Origin of the sequence: Luteolibacter rhizosphaerae (assembly GCF_025950095.1) — a bacterium.
GTDB lineage: Bacteria > Verrucomicrobiota > Verrucomicrobiia > Verrucomicrobiales > Akkermansiaceae > Haloferula > Haloferula rhizosphaerae.
In genome coordinates, this window is sequence record NZ_JAPDDR010000010.1 from 128,559 (window position 1) to 146,643 (window position 18,085).

At 63.0% G+C, this 18,085-nt stretch carries 15 protein-coding genes; 4 read left to right on the top strand and 11 right to left on the bottom strand.

What is annotated here, in order from left to right; all coding sequences use genetic code 11:
- Positions 1 to 67: 67 nt before the first annotated feature.
- On the top strand, positions 68 to 499 hold the full coding sequence (locus tag OJ996_RS18965) for a DoxX family protein (protein ID WP_264515231.1): 432 nt from the start codon (positions 68 to 70) through the stop codon (positions 497 to 499).
- Here OJ996_RS18965 and OJ996_RS18970 read toward each other — a convergent pair.
- Genes OJ996_RS18970 through OJ996_RS18980 form a run of 3 tightly spaced genes read right to left on the bottom strand, consistent with a single transcriptional unit; the run spans position 496 to position 2,595 of the window.
- On the bottom strand, positions 496 to 1,017 hold the full coding sequence (locus tag OJ996_RS18970) for a GNAT family N-acetyltransferase (protein ID WP_264515232.1): 522 nt from the start codon (positions 1,015 to 1,017) through the stop codon (positions 496 to 498). The two genes, OJ996_RS18965 and OJ996_RS18970, sit on opposite strands and share 4 nt — an antisense overlap.
- A 51-nt stretch (positions 1,018 to 1,068) precedes the next feature.
- Positions 1,069 to 1,998: a carboxylesterase family protein gene (locus OJ996_RS18975; RefSeq protein WP_264515233.1), complete on the bottom strand. Its 930-nt coding sequence runs from the start codon at positions 1,996 to 1,998 to the stop codon at positions 1,069 to 1,071.
- A gap of 60 nt (positions 1,999 to 2,058) precedes the next feature.
- Positions 2,059 to 2,595 carry a tripartite tricarboxylate transporter TctB family protein gene (locus OJ996_RS18980; protein ID WP_264515234.1) on the bottom strand — a complete coding sequence of 179 codons (537 nt, stop codon included), beginning with the start codon at positions 2,593 to 2,595 and terminating at the stop codon, positions 2,059 to 2,061.
- 186 nt (positions 2,596 to 2,781) lie between these two features.
- Here OJ996_RS18980 and OJ996_RS18985 point away from each other — a divergent pair, with 186 nt between their 5' ends.
- Together OJ996_RS18985 and OJ996_RS18990 are read left to right on the top strand one after the other, a co-directional pair.
- Positions 2,782 to 3,918, top strand: a complete 1,137-nt coding sequence (locus tag OJ996_RS18985) for a glycoside hydrolase family 78 protein (RefSeq protein ID WP_264515235.1) — start codon at positions 2,782 to 2,784, stop codon at positions 3,916 to 3,918.
- Positions 3,915 to 6,767, top strand: coding sequence for a family 78 glycoside hydrolase catalytic domain (locus OJ996_RS18990; RefSeq protein ID WP_264515236.1), 2,853 nt, complete (start codon positions 3,915 to 3,917; stop codon positions 6,765 to 6,767). The genes OJ996_RS18985 and OJ996_RS18990 overlap by 4 nt, the downstream gene beginning before the upstream one ends.
- Here the strand turns inward: OJ996_RS18990 and OJ996_RS18995 are convergent.
- The 8 genes from OJ996_RS18995 to OJ996_RS19030 all read right to left on the bottom strand — a co-directional run bounded on the left by OJ996_RS18995 (position 6,746) and on the right by OJ996_RS19030 (position 14,891).
- Positions 6,746 to 8,320, bottom strand: a complete 1,575-nt coding sequence (locus tag OJ996_RS18995; RefSeq protein ID WP_264515237.1) for a glycoside hydrolase family 75 protein — start codon at positions 8,318 to 8,320, stop codon at positions 6,746 to 6,748. The two genes, OJ996_RS18990 and OJ996_RS18995, sit on opposite strands and share 22 nt — an antisense overlap.
- Positions 8,321 to 8,339: 19 nt before the next feature.
- Positions 8,340 to 8,801, bottom strand: a complete 462-nt coding sequence (locus tag OJ996_RS19000; RefSeq protein ID WP_264515238.1) for a free L-methionine (R)-S-oxide reductase MsrC — start codon at positions 8,799 to 8,801, stop codon at positions 8,340 to 8,342.
- Between the two features lie 43 nt (positions 8,802 to 8,844).
- Complete coding sequence (locus tag OJ996_RS19005; RefSeq protein ID WP_264515239.1) at positions 8,845 to 9,321, bottom strand: SRPBCC family protein; 477 nt, start codon at positions 9,319 to 9,321, stop codon at positions 8,845 to 8,847.
- A gap of 118 nt (positions 9,322 to 9,439) precedes the next feature.
- Positions 9,440 to 10,486, bottom strand: coding sequence for an anthranilate phosphoribosyltransferase (gene trpD, locus OJ996_RS19010; RefSeq protein ID WP_264515240.1), 1,047 nt, complete (start codon positions 10,484 to 10,486; stop codon positions 9,440 to 9,442).
- Positions 10,487 to 10,538: 52 nt separating this feature from the next.
- Entirely contained in the window at positions 10,539 to 12,446 is a 1,908-nt protein-coding gene (locus OJ996_RS19015; protein WP_264515241.1) for a sodium:solute symporter family protein, read from the bottom strand.
- 58 nt (positions 12,447 to 12,504) lie between these two features.
- Positions 12,505 to 13,086, bottom strand: a complete 582-nt coding sequence (locus OJ996_RS19020) for a thioredoxin family protein (protein ID WP_264515242.1) — start codon at positions 13,084 to 13,086, stop codon at positions 12,505 to 12,507.
- Between the two features lie 60 nt (positions 13,087 to 13,146).
- Positions 13,147 to 13,611 (bottom strand): right-handed parallel beta-helix repeat-containing protein, encoded by a 465-nt coding sequence (locus OJ996_RS19025; protein ID WP_264515243.1) that lies wholly within the window; start codon positions 13,609 to 13,611, stop codon positions 13,147 to 13,149.
- Positions 13,612 to 13,661: 50 nt separating this feature from the next.
- On the bottom strand, positions 13,662 to 14,891 hold the full coding sequence (locus OJ996_RS19030) for a hypothetical protein (protein WP_264515244.1): 1,230 nt from the start codon (positions 14,889 to 14,891) through the stop codon (positions 13,662 to 13,664).
- Positions 14,892 to 15,060: 169 nt separating this feature from the next.
- Here OJ996_RS19030 and OJ996_RS19035 point away from each other — a divergent pair, with 169 nt between their 5' ends.
- Positions 15,061 to 17,865 carry a PQQ-dependent sugar dehydrogenase gene (locus tag OJ996_RS19035; protein WP_264515245.1) on the top strand — a complete coding sequence of 935 codons (2,805 nt, stop codon included), beginning with the start codon at positions 15,061 to 15,063 and terminating at the stop codon, positions 17,863 to 17,865.
- Positions 17,866 to 18,085 lie beyond the last annotated feature (220 nt).

Genomic DNA, 18,085 nt, shown 5'->3' on the forward strand with positions numbered 1-18,085 from the left:
CGCCTCATATCTTCCTTGGCCAATCCCGCCAAAGAAGGCATGTTGTGTGTCTCCCATCCCCTTCACCATGAGTCCAAAGGTCACGTACCTCGTGGCGAGATTCCTGATCGCCAGCATCATCGTCGGCCTTGGCGCCGAGCACTTGCTCGCAGCCACGCAGATCCCGGCGGACCGCCCGGGGCCGAGCGTGCCGTGGATGCTCTTCCGTGGCTTCCAGACCCTGGCCGGGATCGCGATCATGCTCGGCATCCAATCGGGCAGGCTTTCCTTGCTCATGGCGGTGACCATCATGGTCGATGCCTTCACCACGCATTCCTTCTGGCGATACCAGGGGAGCGCGCTCCATGACCACCTCCTGCACTTCCTGAAGAACCTCTCCGTGGTCGGCGGTCTGCTTCTCGTATCCTGGATCGAGAGCAGCAGGCCTCATCCCGTGGAGATCGAGGACCACGACGATGTCCCGGGAGATGTCACCGCCAGCGGCGAGAAGCATCACTAGAGATCCTTGCGATAGCGGATCTCATGGATGGGGAAACCCAGCCGCTTGTTATCCTGCTCGGCACCGTCGGGACTGAAGCCAGCCTGGGCGTAGAAGCGCTTCGCCCTTTCGTTCGTCGAGAGCACCCACAGGGTCACGGCCACGAAGCCATGGCCGGCGGCGTGATCCAGCGCGGCCTGCATGAGCTTGCGACCGATCCCCCTGCCCCATCCGGCAGGCTCCACATAGATGGCGGCGATCTCCCCGATCTCAGGCGGCGCCGCGCTATCACGGGAGCGCAGGGAGGAACAGAAGCCGACGATCCGCTCGCCCCGCACCGCCACCAGCACCGTCCCGGTCGGCTTCCCGATGATCGAGCGCCACATGATCGCACGCCCATGAACATCGAGCCCGGCGAGGTAATCGTCCGGGATCAGCCCGCGATAGGCAGCTCGCCATGTCTCCACGTGGATCTCGGCGATGCGGACGGCATCGTGCTCCGATGCATGGCGTACGAGGTAGGCGGCGGTTTCCGTCATATTGGCATGCTGGGTTACGCCGCACCTCGACGCAACCCTGCACTGATGCCGTCAACGGTGCTGCTCGAATAGCCACTCGTGCATTTTGACATCGGAGTAAACGCGGCCTGCGATGCCATGATCTCCGTCGTCATACTCGGTGAACTTCACCGGTGCCTTCTCCTTCTCCAGCGCCTCGACCATGCGGCGGCTCTGCTCGGGCTTCACCGCTTCGTCTTTCGCGCCGTGGAATACCCAGATCGGAACCTTCTTGTATTCGGAAACCTTGTTCGGATCCCCGCCCCCCGCGATCGGCACCCCGGCGGCGAAAAGCCGCGGCTCCTGGGCGAGCAAGTGGAAGGTCCCGTAACCGCCCATCGAGTAACCGGTGAGATAAATCCGCTTCTTGTCAATCGAGAGGTTCTTCACCAGATCGTTGATGATCTCCACCACCGCATCGGCGTTCTTGCCATCCCATGAACCTTCCTTGGTGCATTGCGGGGCGATGATCACGCACTCGCGCTTCCGATAGTTGTCCTCCTCCGAAAAGCTGCGTGCCTCGCCGGGCTGCTCCGGGGTCATGACATCGCCATTGCGCCCGTGCAGGTAGATCACCAGCGGGTAGCCGGTCTCATCGGCACCACGCAGCTTGCGGGCACCGAAGATCCGGTAGGAAAGCCCGTGGCCCTCCGTGCGCTGCCATTCGCCGGTAAGGAGCTTGGCGAAGGGATTGCTCTTGTCCGCCTTGGCCGCGGCTTCGCCCTCCCCTTCCATCTGCTTGGCCACCCAGTCCTGGTCTTCCTTCGAGAGCGTATCGAGCGCGATGGTGAAGGTCTTGCGGTTGTCCGCGCGGCGGATGGTCACCTTCCCGTCTTTCGAACTCACATACTCGGCCTGGATGGTCTTGCTGCCGTCCGCGGTCTTCCACTCGCGGGACTCGGCGGCGTTTCCACGAGGCAGCGTCAGCAGGGCGCAAGATAGCAGCATGAGGAGGGTTTTCACTGCCGGACAGTATCCCGCCACCGGAGCGACGGAATCAACACCACATCGTGGCAGGCTGATTCAATTCTTCCGCTTCTCCTCGGCAATCTTACGGAGGAGGCTTGAGCGCCGGAGATTGAATTCCTCGTCAGCCTGCCCATGCGCGGCAGCCTTGGAAGAACCCTCGATCATCTTGTAGATCGCCATTCCGATGAACAGGAGGCCGAACAAGGGGAAGAAGGCGGGAGCGCCCATCTTGACGGTAAAACCGATCCAAACGATTCCTCCCACGATCAGGAACATGCCACCGGCGATGCTCCCTGCCGCTGTGGGAAGATGGCGGTGACCATGCTTTCCCTCCATCATGAATCCTTGCTTCCGGCTCTCCCACTCGCGGTCGAGACGCTCCAGATCGTTCTGCAACTCGATCACGCGCAGGTTATCCGCCATGCGCCGGGTGTCTTCCCGGATCTCCTCCAGGACACGGGTGTGCGTCGTGCTGGCGTCGTGCACCACCTCCAGCCTTGCCTGACAATAGTTGCAGGTCACGAAGCGGATCGTCTCATCCACTTCGAGATTGGCACCGCAGCCTTGGCAACACACCCGCGTGATCTTCACGGAGCAGAGAATGCATGATTACGTGTTCTCACTCATATAGAAAATCATAGGTTCTGTGGAATGCTTCATGCCGCGGGATTCCCGCAATGAGCGGGGCGAATTTGAAACGGATCTGTCACCGAGCTTGGCACGATCTGGGAATGGGTTGCTGTCGATCCCCTGCCCGTCGGCGTTAGCTTGCGCCGCGTGAGAAGTCTTCTGGCACCCCTCTTTCTCGGCGCGCTCTTGTCGGCCCCCGCTTTAGCGGATCTGAGCGTTTCGAAGCTCCGCTGCGAGTATCTGGTCGATCCGATCGGCATTGATGAAACCGAGCCGAGGCTATCCTGGATCGTCTCCTCCACCGAGCGCGGTGAGAAACAGACCGCATGGCAGATTCTGGTCGCTTCCACGCCGGAGGCTCTGGCGGCCAACCAGGGAGATCTCTGGGATAGCGGGAAGACCGCGGGTGATGCCACGAGCCAGATCGAGTATGCCGGTGCCGCGCTCGCCGCCCGCAGCGAATGTCACTGGAAGGTGCGCGCATGGAACAAGGATGACCAAGCCTCCGAGTGGAGCGCCCCGGCCAAGTGGAGCATCGGGCTGCTGGCAAACTCCGACTGGAGCGCGAAGTGGATCGACGGTGCCACCTTCGGCTCCGAAGACAGCGGTCCGCCAGCCACCATCATCAGTGCCAGCTACGAGGCCGTGAATGGCAGCGGCACGCCGATCAATGCCACCGCCCTGCTGAGCGGCATGGCGGCCCAAGGCAGCTTCGCCCTCGGCGTCACGAACGAAACCTTCGGTGGAGACCCCTCCCACAACAATCTCAAGCAACTACGGATCCAGTACCAACGCGGCACGCAGACCGCGACCAGGACCTTCGGCGAGGACACGGTGATGACCTTCCCGGCCGACCTGCCCGCGATCGTGTTCCCCGCGATCACCGGTGGTCGCTATGAATCGGTGGCAAACCCTTCCCTCTTCCGCGATGTCACGGCCACCCTGCAGACCGCCGCGCAGGACGGAAGCTTCAGCCGGGTGGTGAACAACACGAGCTTCGGCCCGGACCCGGCGGTCAACCAAGTCAAGCGCCTGCGCGTGAACTACACGATCGATGGAGCGAGCTCGACCCGCTTCATCGCGGAGAATGCCACCTTCAATTATCCCGGCGATCTGCCGAAGCCCATCGCGGTGACGATGACCGCCGCCACCTATGCGGCCATCGACGGCACCGGCTCGGCCAACGTGTTGAGCAATCTGAACAGCCGCGCCGCCAGCGGTCCCTTTACGCGGTCATCAACAATGCGGCCTTCGGCGGAGGCGATCCCGCGCCGAACAAAGTGAAGCGGCTGCGCATCGACTACACCCTCGATGGCAAGTCGCTGGTGAATTACGTGGACGAGCAGGCAACGCTGAATTTCCCCGCCGACCTCACGAAGCCGACCACGGTTCCCTTCATGCGGAAGACCTTCACACTGGCGAAGCCGGTGAAGAAGGCCACCGTGTATGCAACGGCACTCGGCATCTACGAGCTGTCCCTGAACGGCCAGCGCGTGGGCGACTCCACCCTTGCTCCGGAATGGACCGACTATTTGAAGCGCCTGCGCTACCAAGCCTACGACGTGACCGCACAACTCGCGGCCGGGGCGAACGTCTTCGGCGCTCAAATGGCGCCCGGTTGGTACTCCGGCCACATCGGCAATGGCGGCTTCAAATACTGGGGTGCCAGTCCGGCACTACTGGCCCAGATGGAGGTGACCTTCACCGATGGCACCACTCAAACGATCGCGACGGATGGCAACTGGAAGATGGCGGCGAGCCCGACCACCTACACCGACTTCATGTTCGGCGAGGACTACGATGCACGCCGCGAGGTGAGCGGGTGGAATACCGCGAGCTTCGATGACTCGGCGTGGAGCAGCGTGTTGCTCCGCCTCGAGCCGCAGCGCCCGATCAGCAGCCAGGTGATGGAACCGGTGCGCACGCTGATGGAGATCACGCCGAAGGCGATCACCCAACCGGCACCCGGAAAGTGGACTTACGATCTGGGACAGAACATGGTCGGCGTGCTGCGGCTCAAGATCACCGCTGCCGCCGGCACGAAGATCACGCTGCGACATGGCGAGATGCTCAACCCCGACGGCACGCTCTACACCGCCAACCTGCGCGGCGCCCCCTCCATCGATACCTACATCTGCAAGGGCGGCGGGGAAGAGACATGGACACCGAAGTTCACCTTCCACGGCTTCCGCTACGCCGAACTGACCGGCGTGAGCAGCCAGCCACCGCTCGATGCGGTGACCGGCGTGGTCTTCTCATCCGACACGGAATTCCACGGCGACTTCACCTGTTCGGACGGTTTCATCAACCAACTCCAATCGAATATCGTGTGGGGCCAGCGCGGCAACTACCTGAGCGTGCCGACCGATTGCCCGCAACGCGACGAACGCTTGGGATGGCTGGGCGATGCGCAGGTCTTCGTCCGCACCGCGACCTACAATGCGGACATTGCCGCCTTCTTCACCAAGTGGATGGTCGATGTGACCGATAGCCAGCTCCCCGACGGCCGCCTGCCGGACGTGGCACCGAACGCCGCCCCGAGCTCCGGCACCCCGGCATGGAACGACGCGATCGTGATCTGCCCTTGGACCATCTATGAGGCCTATGGCGACAAGCGGATCCTGCAGCAGTGCTATCCCGCCATGAAGGCGTGGCTGGAATACTGCCGCACGAACAGCACCAACTCGATCCGCGACCGCGGCCGCGGTGCCGACTATGGCGATTGGCTCTCGATCAATGCGGACACCAACAAGGAGCTGATCGCCACCGCTTACTACGCCTACTCCGCCCGCTTGCTTGGCAAGAGCGCCGCAGCGATCGGCAACACCAGCGATGCCACGACCTACGAGGCGCTTTTCCAAACGATCAAGACCGCCTTCAACAACAAGTATGTGAACCAAAGCAGCGGGACCTTCATCGGCACCGGCGCGAATACCCAGTGTGCGTATGCCATGGCGCTGAAGTTCGATCTCCTCCCCAGCACCCTGCGCCCGGCGGTCGTCCAGCTGCTGGAGAACGACGTGATCGCGAAAGGCAATCACCTCTCCACCGGATTCGTGGGAGTGAGCTACCTCCTCCCCGTGCTCACCGAGGGCGGCAAGAACAACACCGCCTACACCCTGCTGATGCAGGACACCTTCCCCTCATGGCTCTTCTCCGTGAAGCTGGGTGCGACGACCATCTGGGAGCGCTGGGACGGCTGGACGCCGCAGAACGGATTCCAGAGCACGATCATGAACTCCTTCAACCACTACTCCCTCGGGTCCTGTGGCGAGTGGCTCTATGGCACGGTGGCCGGAATCGACCTCCACCCCTCCGCTCCGGCCTACAAGAAGATCCTGATCCGTCCCCGCCCCGCAGCGGCTTTGACCCATGTCAGCGGGAAGTTCGACTCCATGCATGGCGAGATTGCCAGCGCATGGAGAACGCATGCAGGCGGTTTCACGCTGAACGTGACGATCCCCACGAACACGACCGCGGAGGTCCACGTGCCTGCGACGGAAGCGGCTGCCGTGATGGAATCCGGAAAGCCCGCGAGCGAGGGTGAGGGTATCACCTCCCTGCGCATGGAGAATGGCTCTGCGGTGTTCGATGTGGTCTCCGGCCGTTACAGCTTCTCAACCGGCACTCCGGCTCCGGGCACCGATACCTCAGCCCGCGACCCGCAGGCTCCGCTGAAGCTGCGGATCTCCACCCTGATGGCGAACGATGGCAGCGGGCTGCAATTCCTGTCCGCCGATGGACTCAGCGTGAACGGCGCGACCATCACCGTGGTGGACGGCTGGATCCACTACAGCCCTCAAGCGGGCAACGAAGGGCCGGACAGCTTCAGCTATACCGTGCGCGATGCGCAGGGCGGGATCCGCAGCTTCACAGTGAATGTCGGCATCATCCCGGAGGACGCCCCGGTGCAGGAGGCAGCGGCCTTCGAGAAGCTGCCCGACGGCTCGCGGCGCGTCGTGTTTTCCGGCGTTCCCGGGCGCGTCTATCGGATCCAATCCAGCGAGACGATGAGCAATCCGGAGAGCTGGACGGATCGCGTGACCGCCCAGGCAGACGAGGACGGTAGCTTCGAGATGATCGATACCCTGCCCCTACCGGGGAAGCGCTTCTACCGCTCGGTGTTTCCCTGAGGTGCGGCGGGAGCAGGCGCCGGATCGGGTGCACTAGCCGCTCCCGATCCCGGAACCAAACCGTTCGCGCTCGCCGGAGCTTGGGTCGGAGCCGGGGAAGGAGCAGGCGCGGGCGCAGGTGGGGCAGCATCCGGCAGGAGATTCTGCCAGCGGTGAAGCTCGACCCCGCTGCCGACGCCGCCCACTTCCTTCAGCAGCTCATCGCACTTGGTACGCCACTTCTCGTAGTCCGGCGGACCTTTCGTCTCCTCGCGCGAACCCGGGAAGACGAGGTAGGTCACTACCAGATTCGATTCCGGGCGGCTGTAGGGTGAAGCCTTGGAGTTGATCTGCTTCGCCATCCGCAGCGAGGCCTCGCCCACCTTGAAGGTCGGGCCACCATCGCCCACGATCGCGGGATACAGCTTCTCCCCGTGCACCACAACGGCGTAGTCGCCCACCTTCGGGGCGAAGGGATCGCTGGCGGTGAGCAGGTTCACGGGAATGACGATGAAGGGATCGTAGTCCGCGATCAGGAAGCTCCGCGACTTCATGTCCTGGATGCCGCGCTTCAGGTAGGCGATGCGATCGCGGAGCCATGCCTTGCGATCCGCCGTGGTCTTGCTGTCGCCGAGTTCCTTGTTCGCACCCACGATGCGCTTTTCCCACCCTGCCACCATCGGGTTCGGAGTCGGGGTCTTCTTGGGCCAACCGTAGCTGGTAAAGGGCTGGTAGTGGGTGGAATTCACGATCTCGTCCGGCATTTCGGCCAGCCGGTCGCCATCCGAACCATCGGACACCACGTCCATCTCCGCCTGCATCAGGAAGACCTTCCGGCCGTTCTGCGGATAGGTGAGATTCAGGATTGTCTCGCAGTCGTAGTAGTTGTGCTTGGTGAGCAGCTCGTTCAGGCGATTCGCATCCTGCCTCACGCGCTTGGTCTTGTTGTCGTAGAGCGCGAAGAACCAGCGCGAGACTTCCGCCTTCTCCATCAGCGCTGGCAGACCGGGCAGAAGCGTGGCGAGCTTCGGATTCACCGTGTGAAGCTGATCGAGCGTCTTGGAGGGCTCCGGCACGCGCAGCGTGAGCGTGTATTCGGCCACGTAGGATTCGTTATCCTTCCGCTCCTTGGAGGCGATATCACCTTTCTCCACTTTCACCTCTGACTTGAAGGGAATGCCCGAGCGTAGGGTCCGCACGTCCCCGCCGCTCTGCGCGGTGTGGGCTGACAAGGGCGGCTCGGGATCCGGCCTGCTCTCGGGCTGGCGCTTGGCGGCATCATCGAGCTGCTTCTTCAGCTCGGCCCGCTCCTTCTCAAACTCCGCCTCCATCTGGGCGACGGCCTGACGGTGGCGCGACTCGAACTGGCGCTCGATGTCGGAAGCATCCGCGGGAGTCACCACCGGGCCGGCCGCTTCGGGCTTGTCCTTCTGGAACAGGCGCTGTCCTGCGGGCGAGAAAAGGAAGGCCACGCCACCCACCGCCAGGATCAACGAGCTCGCGCCCAGCCAAGGGAAGCCACCCTTCGGCTTCCGGCTCAATCCCTCGATGTGGTTCGGATCGGGTCTACTCATGGCGAATCGTGATCTATGGCTACCAAGCCGAGAAGATGGCTTCCAGTTCTTCCCGGTCCACCTCATCAAAAGCGCATTTCTCCGCGGAATCCACATCGAAGACCGCAATGATGGTCCCGCGGCGATCTCGCACGGGCACGACGATCTCGCTCTCCGCCCGGCTGTCGCAGGCGATGTGGCCGGGAAACTGGTGAACATCCGGCACCACTTGGGTCTCGTCTGTCTGCCAGGCCGCACCACAAACGCCACGGCCCCAGGCGATCCTCGAACAGCCGGGAGTGCCTTGGTAGGGACCGATCACCAAGCCTGCGCCGACCACGCGGTAGAAGCCGCTCCAGAAGGCGTGTGGCATCGCCTCATGCAGGATGCAGGCGGCGGCTGCCATGCGGGCGATACTGTCCGGCTCCCCGGACCAGAGGGCGTGTAGCTTCTGGCGGGCACCTGCATAGAGGCTTCTCTTCTCGGCGGCGGCGGGAATCACGATCCGTATCAAAGGGGATGCGCGCGCCGGGATCAACCGGGGATCAGAGGGACCGCGCGAGTTTCTCGAGCTGCTCCGCGCACAGTCCCCAGCCTTGGTGGAAGCCCATCTGCTCGTGCTGCTGGCGATCCTCCACGCTCCAATGCTGCACCGTGGCGGTGTAGCGGGTCTTACCGTCCTCATCCGCGAAAGTGATGGTGGCCACCATGAAAGCTTTCCCCGAAGGCTCCCATGCTTTCGCGAAGGCATCGGTCATCACGATCCTTTCGTTCTGCACCACTTCGAGGAAGACCCCGCGGTTCGGGTATTCATTCCCGTCCGGGTCGGCCATCACGATGTAGCTGGAGCCCCCGGTGCGCGGGTCCAGCTCGGCGAAGGGCGTGCTCCACGGCGCCGGGGTGAACCATTTCTTGAGCAGCTCGGTCTCGGTCCAGCAGCGGTAAAGATTGCGGCGCGGAGCATCGAGAAGACGGGTTAGGACCAGTTCACGTTGTTGGATCGGCGTGGCTTCGGGGGTCATGGGACGATTGATTCTGTTAGAGAACTGCAGATTACGAGCAACCTTGGTTGCTTGCGGCAGAAATCAACGGGAAAGAATCATCTACTCCCGAACTCCATCGATGCCGGTGGTCAGCACGTCAACGCTTCGCCACATCCTGCAGCAGGCGAAGACGATCCAAGGCGCTGCCGTCGTCGATCAGCTTGCGCGCGATCTCGATGCCGTCGCCGATGTCATCGGAAAGACCACAGCAGGCGATGGCGGCACCGGCATTGAGAAGAACCATATCCCGCTTCGCGCCGGTCTCCTTGCCGGAGAGAATCGACTCCAGGATCGCGGCATTCACCTCGGCGTCGCCGCCCTGGAGTTCATCGAGTTCGGCGTGCTTGAGACCGAGGTCGCGCGGGCGCAGTTCCTCGTCCTGCAGGTCCTGATAGAGTCCTGCCTTACAGATGCGGGTGGAACCGAGAAGGCTCAGTTCATCGACGGAACGACCATCGGCGGTGGTCCCATGAACCACCCATGCGCTCTCGCGGCCGAGACGTTGCAGGATTTCGGCGAAGGCCGGGCACATCTCGCGATCGAAGACGCCGACGAGTTGGCACTGCGGCTTGGCCGGATTCATCAGCGGCCCGATCTTGTTGAAAATGGTGCGCACGCCTTTCTCGGCGAGTTGCTTGCGCACATTGACCACCGCCTTGAAGGCCGGGTGGTAAGCCGGAGCGAAAAGGAAGCCGACACCCGCCTTCTCCAAGCAGTCGCGGAATCCTTCCGCCGGAAGGTCGATGCGGATGCCGAGGGACTCCAGCACGTCCGCCCCACCGCTCTTCGAGGTGATGCCGCGGTTGCCGTGCTTCAGCACCACCGCGCCGGTCGCCGCCACCACGAACATCGCCGTGGTGGAGACATTGAAAAGGTTCAGCTTGTCCCCGCCCGTGCCGCAGACATCGATCGTGGGCCCTTCGAGATCCAGCAGGCCCACATGAGGGTCCACCGCGTGCTCCAGGAACACCTCGACGAATCCGGCGATCTCCGCCGGCGTTTCGCCCTTCTGGGAAAGATTTTCCAGCAGCGCGGCCTTCTTCTCATCCGGTGCCTCCGGATCGAGCAGAAGCTCCGCAGCGACCCGAATCTCCCGCTGCGAGAGTTCCTCTTTCCGTTCCAGATGATGAATTAGCGCGTCCATAGTCCCGACGGGGTTTCGCAACCCGGCGGGTATCCTATAACCCCGCTCAGGCTCATGTCCAGAGCTTGCGGATCACACCGAGCAGAACCACCCCGCTGACGACGAAGACCCCGGTCAGGATCCACGCCATGCTCATGTCCCCATAGAGGAACTTCCCGATCGCGAAGAGCGAGGACCAGATCACCGCGCAGCCGGAAACCCAGCCGAGGGTAGCGAGGCCCATGTGATCTCCGGATTCCTTCACGCTGCTCTGCGGCACGCCCGCCTCACGGCGGATTGCATCCCAACCCGGACCGGCCGGTTGAACCTTCTTGAAGAAGGACAGAAGGGTCTGCTTATCGGTCTGAGGACCGAAGAAGGCGGTGAGAACCCAGCAGACGGTGGTAAAGGCCACCGAAATGATCACGCTCTGGGCGAAGGGCAGACCGGCCCCCTGCTTCTTCATGATGAAGAAGGTCACGGATACCAGGAAGGAGCTGATCATCGCCACCACCTCGCACCAGGCATTGATGCGCCACCAGAACCAGCGGAGCATGTAGAGCAGACCGGTGCCCGCGCCGATGGAGATCAGGATCTCGAAGGCTTCCTGCGCGGAGGTGAGAATCGTGCTGAGCAGGGCGGCTACCACGTAGAGCAGCACGGTGCAGAAGCGGCCGGCATTCACATAGTGCTTCTCGGTCGCCGTCGGGTTCATGAAGCGGCGGTAGAAGTCGTGAACCAGATAGGAAGCACCCCAGTTCAAGTGAGTCAGGATCGTCGAGGAATTCGCTGCAATCAGGCCACCGACCATCAGGCCCATGAAGCCGACCGGCAGGAACTGCAGCATGGCCGGGAAGGCGCTATCGTGACCGATCAGCTTGGGATCGGCATTCGGGAAGGCTTCCTTGATCGAGGCCAGGTCCGGATAGACGATGATCGAGCAGAGGGCGGTGATGATCCACGGCCAAGGGCGCAGAACGTAGTGCGCGACATTGAAGAACAGCGTGCCGCCCAGGGAATCCTTCTCCGACTTCGAGGCCAGCATGCGCTGGGCGATGTAGCTGCCGCCCCCTGGCTCCGCACCCGGATACCAGTTCGCCCACCAGCCGATGGCGATCGGCACGATGAAGATCATCAGAGCGAGCTGCCACATGTCGAAGTTCGGCATCAGGTTGAGGATCGGCTGGCCGGTGCCGTCGATCGTGCTCATGACCGGTTCGTGTGAACCTTCCGGAACCTTGACCTGCTGGGTGCCGAGGGTCTGGACCAGCTTCTGGAGACCGGCGAAGGCCGATTCCCCCACCCCGGTGCGCTTGGCCACCTCCTTGAGCGAAAAGTAAGCCGCGGCGAAGACCGCCGTCATCTTGATGAAGAACTGCACCATGTCGATGATCAGCACGCCCCAGAGTCCCGAGTGCGCGGCGAACACCACATTCAGCACCCCGCAGATCACGATGGTCTGCCATGCAGGCATGCCGAAGAGGATGCTCGCGATCTTGCAGGCCGCGAGGGTCACCATCCCCATGATAAAGCAATTGAAGAAGAGCCCGAGATACACGGCCCGGAAACCACGCACCATCGAGGCGGCCTTGCCCGAATAGCGCATCTCGTAGAACTCGAGGTCCGTCATGACCCCGGAGCGGCGCCAGAGGCGGGCAAAGAAGAACACGGTGGAAACCCCGGTGAGCACGAAGGCCCACCACTGCCAGTTCCCCGCCACCCCGAATTTGCGAACCTGCTCGGTCACCCAGTTCGGCGTATCCGAAGAGAAGGTGGTCGCCACCATCGAAAGACCGGCCAGCCACCACGGCACGGATTGGCCGGAGGCGAAGAACTCGGAGGTGCTCTCGCTCGACTTCTTCCCGTAGAACAAAGCGGGAACGAAGCAGATGAGGATCGATCCGATCACGATCGCCCAGTCCAAGCCGGTAAGCCGGATCGCTGCGAGCAAGGTGGGGTCAAGGAGGAGGGCGTGGGCCATGTCAAAGGCTTGTTAGCCGACCCGCTGCCAGACCGGCAATGGCAAAAAGCGAATGGTTTCAGGCAAAATACGGTGGTTCGCTGCCAGACCGCCATTTAATGTTGCAGCCGCTGCTGGGAAATGGGCGCTCCGGCGGCTCGGCTCCGGAGAGCATTCCTTGGACCGCATTGCGCAGGTCCTCGCCGGTCGGCTCTTCCCCGCTTTTCGGGCGACTGGAGTCGAATTGCCCGGCATAGTAGAGGCGCAATTCCTGGTCGAAGAGGAAGAAGTCCGGCGTGCAGGCGGCCCCATAGGCCTTCGCGACCTCTTGGCTTTCGTCGTAGAGATAGGGGAAGTTCCAGCCGTGCTCCGCGGCGAAGCTGGCCATGAGTTCCGGGGCGTCCTGCGGATACTTTTCGATGTCGTTCGAGGAAATGGCCACCGTGCCCACCCCTTCCGCCTCAATCTCCGCGGCCAGCGCCCCCAGCGCATCGGCGAGGTGGATCACGTAGGGGCAGTGATTGCAGGCGAAGATCACGAGCAGTCCGCCATTCGCACGCACCCCGTGGAGATCGTGGATCTTGCTATCCGGAGCGGGCAATTGGAACTCCGGCGCGGCGTCACCGCGGCGGAGGTTAAAGGTAGAGCGGACTTCAGCCATGACATTCCCTTTCCGGAAGCGCTTCAGGGGTCAAGACAAAGCGCTAGCCTCCGGGGTGGATCAGGGCTGCTTGAGGTCCACCACGTTCGTGCCGGGAGCGATGTTCCTCTTCAGGAAGCTGCCCGGCTCGACGATGTCGCTGCCCTTGATCGTCACGCCACTGCATTCCGAGACCCAGATCAGCGCGTCCGCCGGAATGGCGTAGCTCGCACCCGTGCCATCACTCTCGCTGTTCATCGGGCGCAGGAAACGGTTGTTGCGGATCAGCGCTCCATCGGTGGAGGAAAGGACGATGTTCGGCCCCTGACATTCCTCGAAGACATTGTCCTCGATCACCAGATCGCCGAAGATCCCCGCCGCCCGCATGTCCGGCGGCTTGGCTCCAGCGGTAATCGAGAGCGCTCCCGCCGAGGCCGACCACGGCGCCGCACAGAACCATCCCGCGCGGCGGATCACATTCTTCCGGATCACCAGCCCTTCGATGCCCGCCGCAGCGTTCCCCGGAACTTCGGGGCAGACGGTCATCGCGTGCGGGATGTCCAGGACATTGCCCTCCACCCTTCCCGCCGCCTTGATCAACAACCGGCCGGAGCTGTGGACCTTGTTGTCCAGAACTCGAAGCCGTTGCCCATGCGGTCCGGCGAGAACACGGAGTCGCCGGGCTGCAGCACAAGCTCCGCATCTAACAGCACCTCGATGCATCGCGGCGACACCCGCCACTCGGACCACGCGGGAGCATCCTTCAGCTTGCCCATCACTTCATCCGACAAGCCCGCCTCCTGGCGCGAGAGATCGCGACGGGAAACGATCTTCGCCGCCGGGCTACCGAGCCGTTGCTGGATGCGATCGCCCTTCTGCACCCCGGGCGTGAACTCATCCCGGCTCGCGAGGATCACCGTCTTCCCCTCCCGCTTCAGCACCAGATAGTCGGAGGACTGCACGCTCCACGAATCATCCCCTGCTTCCCGGATTTCACAGCCCTTCACCAGCGGCCCCACACGCACGGTCTTCACCTGCATCGCGTCCCATGAACTGCTGAGCAGGCGTTCCTCCGTCGCCCCGGTCGGCCGCGGGCCGGGCACGACCTTGCAGTTGAGATAGCGCCCGAGGCCCTCGCCGTCGTTCTCCAAGATCCCCATACCCGGCGCGCTGTGAACGACCACTCGATCAAGAGTCACGGCATCGCAGTTCTCGATCGAAACGGCATGCGGGATCCCATCCGGGGCCGGGCCCGTATTGAGCGAAGCCAGATCACCCGGCTGTGCCGCCGCACCGATGCCCTCGCGGCCCACCCTTACCACATCCTCCCCTCTCATCTCGGCCTTCGTGCCCCAGAGGAAAGGCATGCCTTTCTTGCGATAGCGGGTGGCGGCATCGATCACGTCGATCCGCGAGTAGGGCTTGAGCGGATAGCCGGCATGCAGCTTCACCTCGATCCAACTCTTGTCCTCCGCCGCGGCGATCACCACGCCTTGGGTGAATGGCAGCGGCTCATAGTCCACTGTGAGTCCGCGCAAGATCACTTGGCTGCAGCCATGGATCGCCACGGCCCGGGTCAGTTTGGTGGAGAGCAGAGTCACGCCCTCCGCCACGATCTCGGTGTCCTTCACGCCGCTCAGGTTCCACACCACCTTCCCGCCGCCTTCCGGCGCGAGACGATAGACACCGGGCGGGATCACGATCCGCTTTTCTCCCCGCTTCAAAGCTTCCGTAACGGCGGGCCGGAAATCCGGGAGCTCGGAGGCGGAGAGTGTGAGGTTCAGCGGCAGGAGCAGGCAGCAGAGCAGACGCAAGGATCGGGGCATGCAGGGTTCGTGTCTCCCATACGTTCCCATCCCACCGCATCTTGAGCCCCTACCCGATTGGGATCAATCGTGACGGGAGCCACCATTGTTCAAGCCGCCTGCCCCCGGCTGTAATTCCTCGCGCTCGCGTGCCCGTCCGGAGTAGAGCGCAAGGCACTCCTACCACCTCATGATCCGCGGAACGACACCCTGGCCTGCCTCTCTGCGGGCGGCATGCTTCCTCCTGCTCCAGTCCGCCATCAGTCCGGGAGCAGCGACCCTGCCCGCGGGATTCACGGAGACCCGGATCGCCGAAGGCCTGAACCCCACGACCATGACCTTCGCGCCGGACGGTCGCCTCTTCCTCTGCGAGAAGCAGGGACTGCTGCGCGTGATCGATGGCGGCAAGCTGCTACCCGAACCCGTGCTCGATATCCGCGCCAAGGTGGATGCGTGGAACGAGCGCGGGCTGCTGAGCGTCTGCTTCGATCCGGACTTCACCCGCAACGGCTGGATCTACGTTTACTACACCCACAATCGCAAACCTGAGGACAAGGCCCGGACCAACAGCAACAATCGGGTCAGTCGCTTCACCGTGAAGGGCAATTCGGTAGCGGCGAATAGCGAGGTGGTCCTGCTGGAGCTCTCGAATCTCTCCAAGATCGGCTGGCACAACGGTGGCGGCTTGGCCTTCGGCAAGGACGGCAAGCTCTACGTCAGCACCGGGGAGAACTCGGTGGCCCCGAACGCCCAAGACCCCGGTAATCTCCTGGGCAAGCTGCTGCGACTGAACAAGGACGGCTCCATCCCCCAGGACAATCCTCACTACAAGGAATTCAAGGGAGAGAACCGCGCCATCGTCGCGCTCGGCCTGCGCAATCCTTTCAGCATCGCGGTGCAGATGGCGACCGGCCTGCTCTACCTCAGCGAAGTCGGCGCCAACTACGAGCAGCTCGAAGCCTACGACACCGGAGCTGCTCCGGTCGGCACTAATTACGGCTGGCCGGACATCGATGGTCCGCTGCGCAATCAAGCCAAGCCGGAGGGCTACCGCGCCCCGGCCTATCCTTACGACCATGGCCGCGGCGAGGGACTCGCCCTTTGCTCGGGGGACTTTTACAATCCCAACAAGCCGGGCACGGAGGCCTTCCCGCCCGAATACATCGGAAGGTTCTTCTTCAGCGACTACAAGGGCTGGATCAAGGCGATCGATCCCGCGAAGCCCGACACCCGCCACGACTTCGCCACCGGCATCAACCGCCCAATCGACGTGGAGATCGCTCCGGATGGAGCCTTATGGTATATCGAGCGTGCAGGGATCCCCGGTGGCTCGGATGAGGCAAATAGCGCTAGCACCAACGGCTCGCTGTGGCGGGTTGTCTGGAGCGGCGGCGGCAAACCGGCCAAGCTCGCGATCATCCAACAGCCTGTCAGTACCGATGTCGGGGCACCGCTCGGCGAGGTGAAGGTAGCCCTGCAGGATGCGACTGGAAAAACCATCGATACCGCCAACGACACCATCACGCTGACGCTCGAGGGAGCTGCGCCGAGAACCGCTCTCTCCGGTCCGCGCGAAGTCGCCGCCTTGAAAGGCGTGGCCACCTTCTCGCCACTTTCCATCGGTAGGCCAGGTCGTGGCTACAGCCTTCGCGCCAGCAGCGGCGGCCTCGGCTCGACAAGCAGCAGCAGCTTCGACATCTCGGATCGACTCGCTGCCCCGCTGATCACGCCGCCTGCCGGTAGCTTCACCGGTCCGGTTTGGGTGCGGATCTCCAGCCCCGCCCCCGGCACGACGATCCGCTTCACCACCGACGGGAAAGCTCCGGACGCCAGCTCTCCTGCCTACACCGAGCCTTTTGAGGTCACTGGCGACACCACCGTTCAGGCGATCGTCCAGAGGGAGGGCTTGACTGACAGCGCCGCGGTGAGCGCGAGCATGAAGATCACGGGAAGCACGCCCTACAGCTTGGATCTCCGTCCCATCGCAAGCGGCGTGAAGCTGCCAGCCAGCGCGGCGGAAGGAATGCCGCCGACACTCTCCGGCACGGGAATCTTCCGAGACAAGACGCTCAGCCCGGCTGTCGGCATGGTCCCCTACTCGCTCAATGCGCCTTCATGGGCGGACGGCGCGGAGACACAGCGCTGGGTCATCCTCCCGGGCGAGGCCAAGATCGGCTTCGCCCCTACCGGTGAATACACATGGCCCGGCGGCACCATCTTCGTGCAGCACTTCGAGATTGTCACCGACAAGCGCAGCAAAACCCGGCGCAGGCTTGAGACACGCCTGCTGGTGCTCGATGCCACCGGCAGCTTCGGTTACGGCGCAAGCTATCGCTGGCGGGCCGATGGCAGCGACGCGGATCTGGTGGATGCCGCCGGTGCCGAGGAAGTGCTTCAGATCACCGATGCAGCAGGCGTCCGCAAGCAAAGTTGGACCTATCCCGGCAGCAGCCTGTGCTACCTGTGCCACACACCGAATGCCGGATTCGTCCTCGGCCCGAAGACCCGCCAGCTCAATGGCACCCACAGCTACCCCGGCGGACGCAGCGACAACCAACTCCGCACCTGGAACTATCTCCAGATGTTTGACCGCCCCTTGGACGAAAGCGCGATCGCCAGCTACCCGCGCTGCTCCGCGATTGATGATGCAGAAGCCTCGCTTGAGGACAGGGTGCGCTCCTACATCGACAGCAACTGCGCCCACTGCCACCGTCCGAACGGCACCGGCGCACTATGGGATGCCCGCTTTGACACCCCGCTCGCCAGTCAGGGGATCCTCAATGGCGAGGTGCGGAACAACTTCGGCGTGGAGAACGGGAAAGTCGTGCTACCCGGCGATCCAACCAAGTCGATGCTCCATCGCCGGATGGCCTCGACCTCCCTTGCCGAACAGATGCCCCCGATGACCCGCAACGTGGTGGATCAAGCAGCCCTCGATCTGATCGCGGAGTGGATCCGCGCGCAGGCTCCGGCAAAGGAAGAAACCGATCGCTAGCCAATCACAGGCAGGCCAGCTTTCTCAAATCGCCTTTACTCGGAGATATTGAATATTAACTTCGGGTCGCTCACCCGCACCCAGATGTTTATTGCCTTCCCTCGGGCCGATCGCGCTCTCGCCCGGATCTTACGCTGCTTCGCGAGGCCTCTTGCTTCGGCGTTTATCGCATTTTTCTTTGCCGCGCTTTCGATGCCCGCCAGGTCCGCGCCACCTGCGC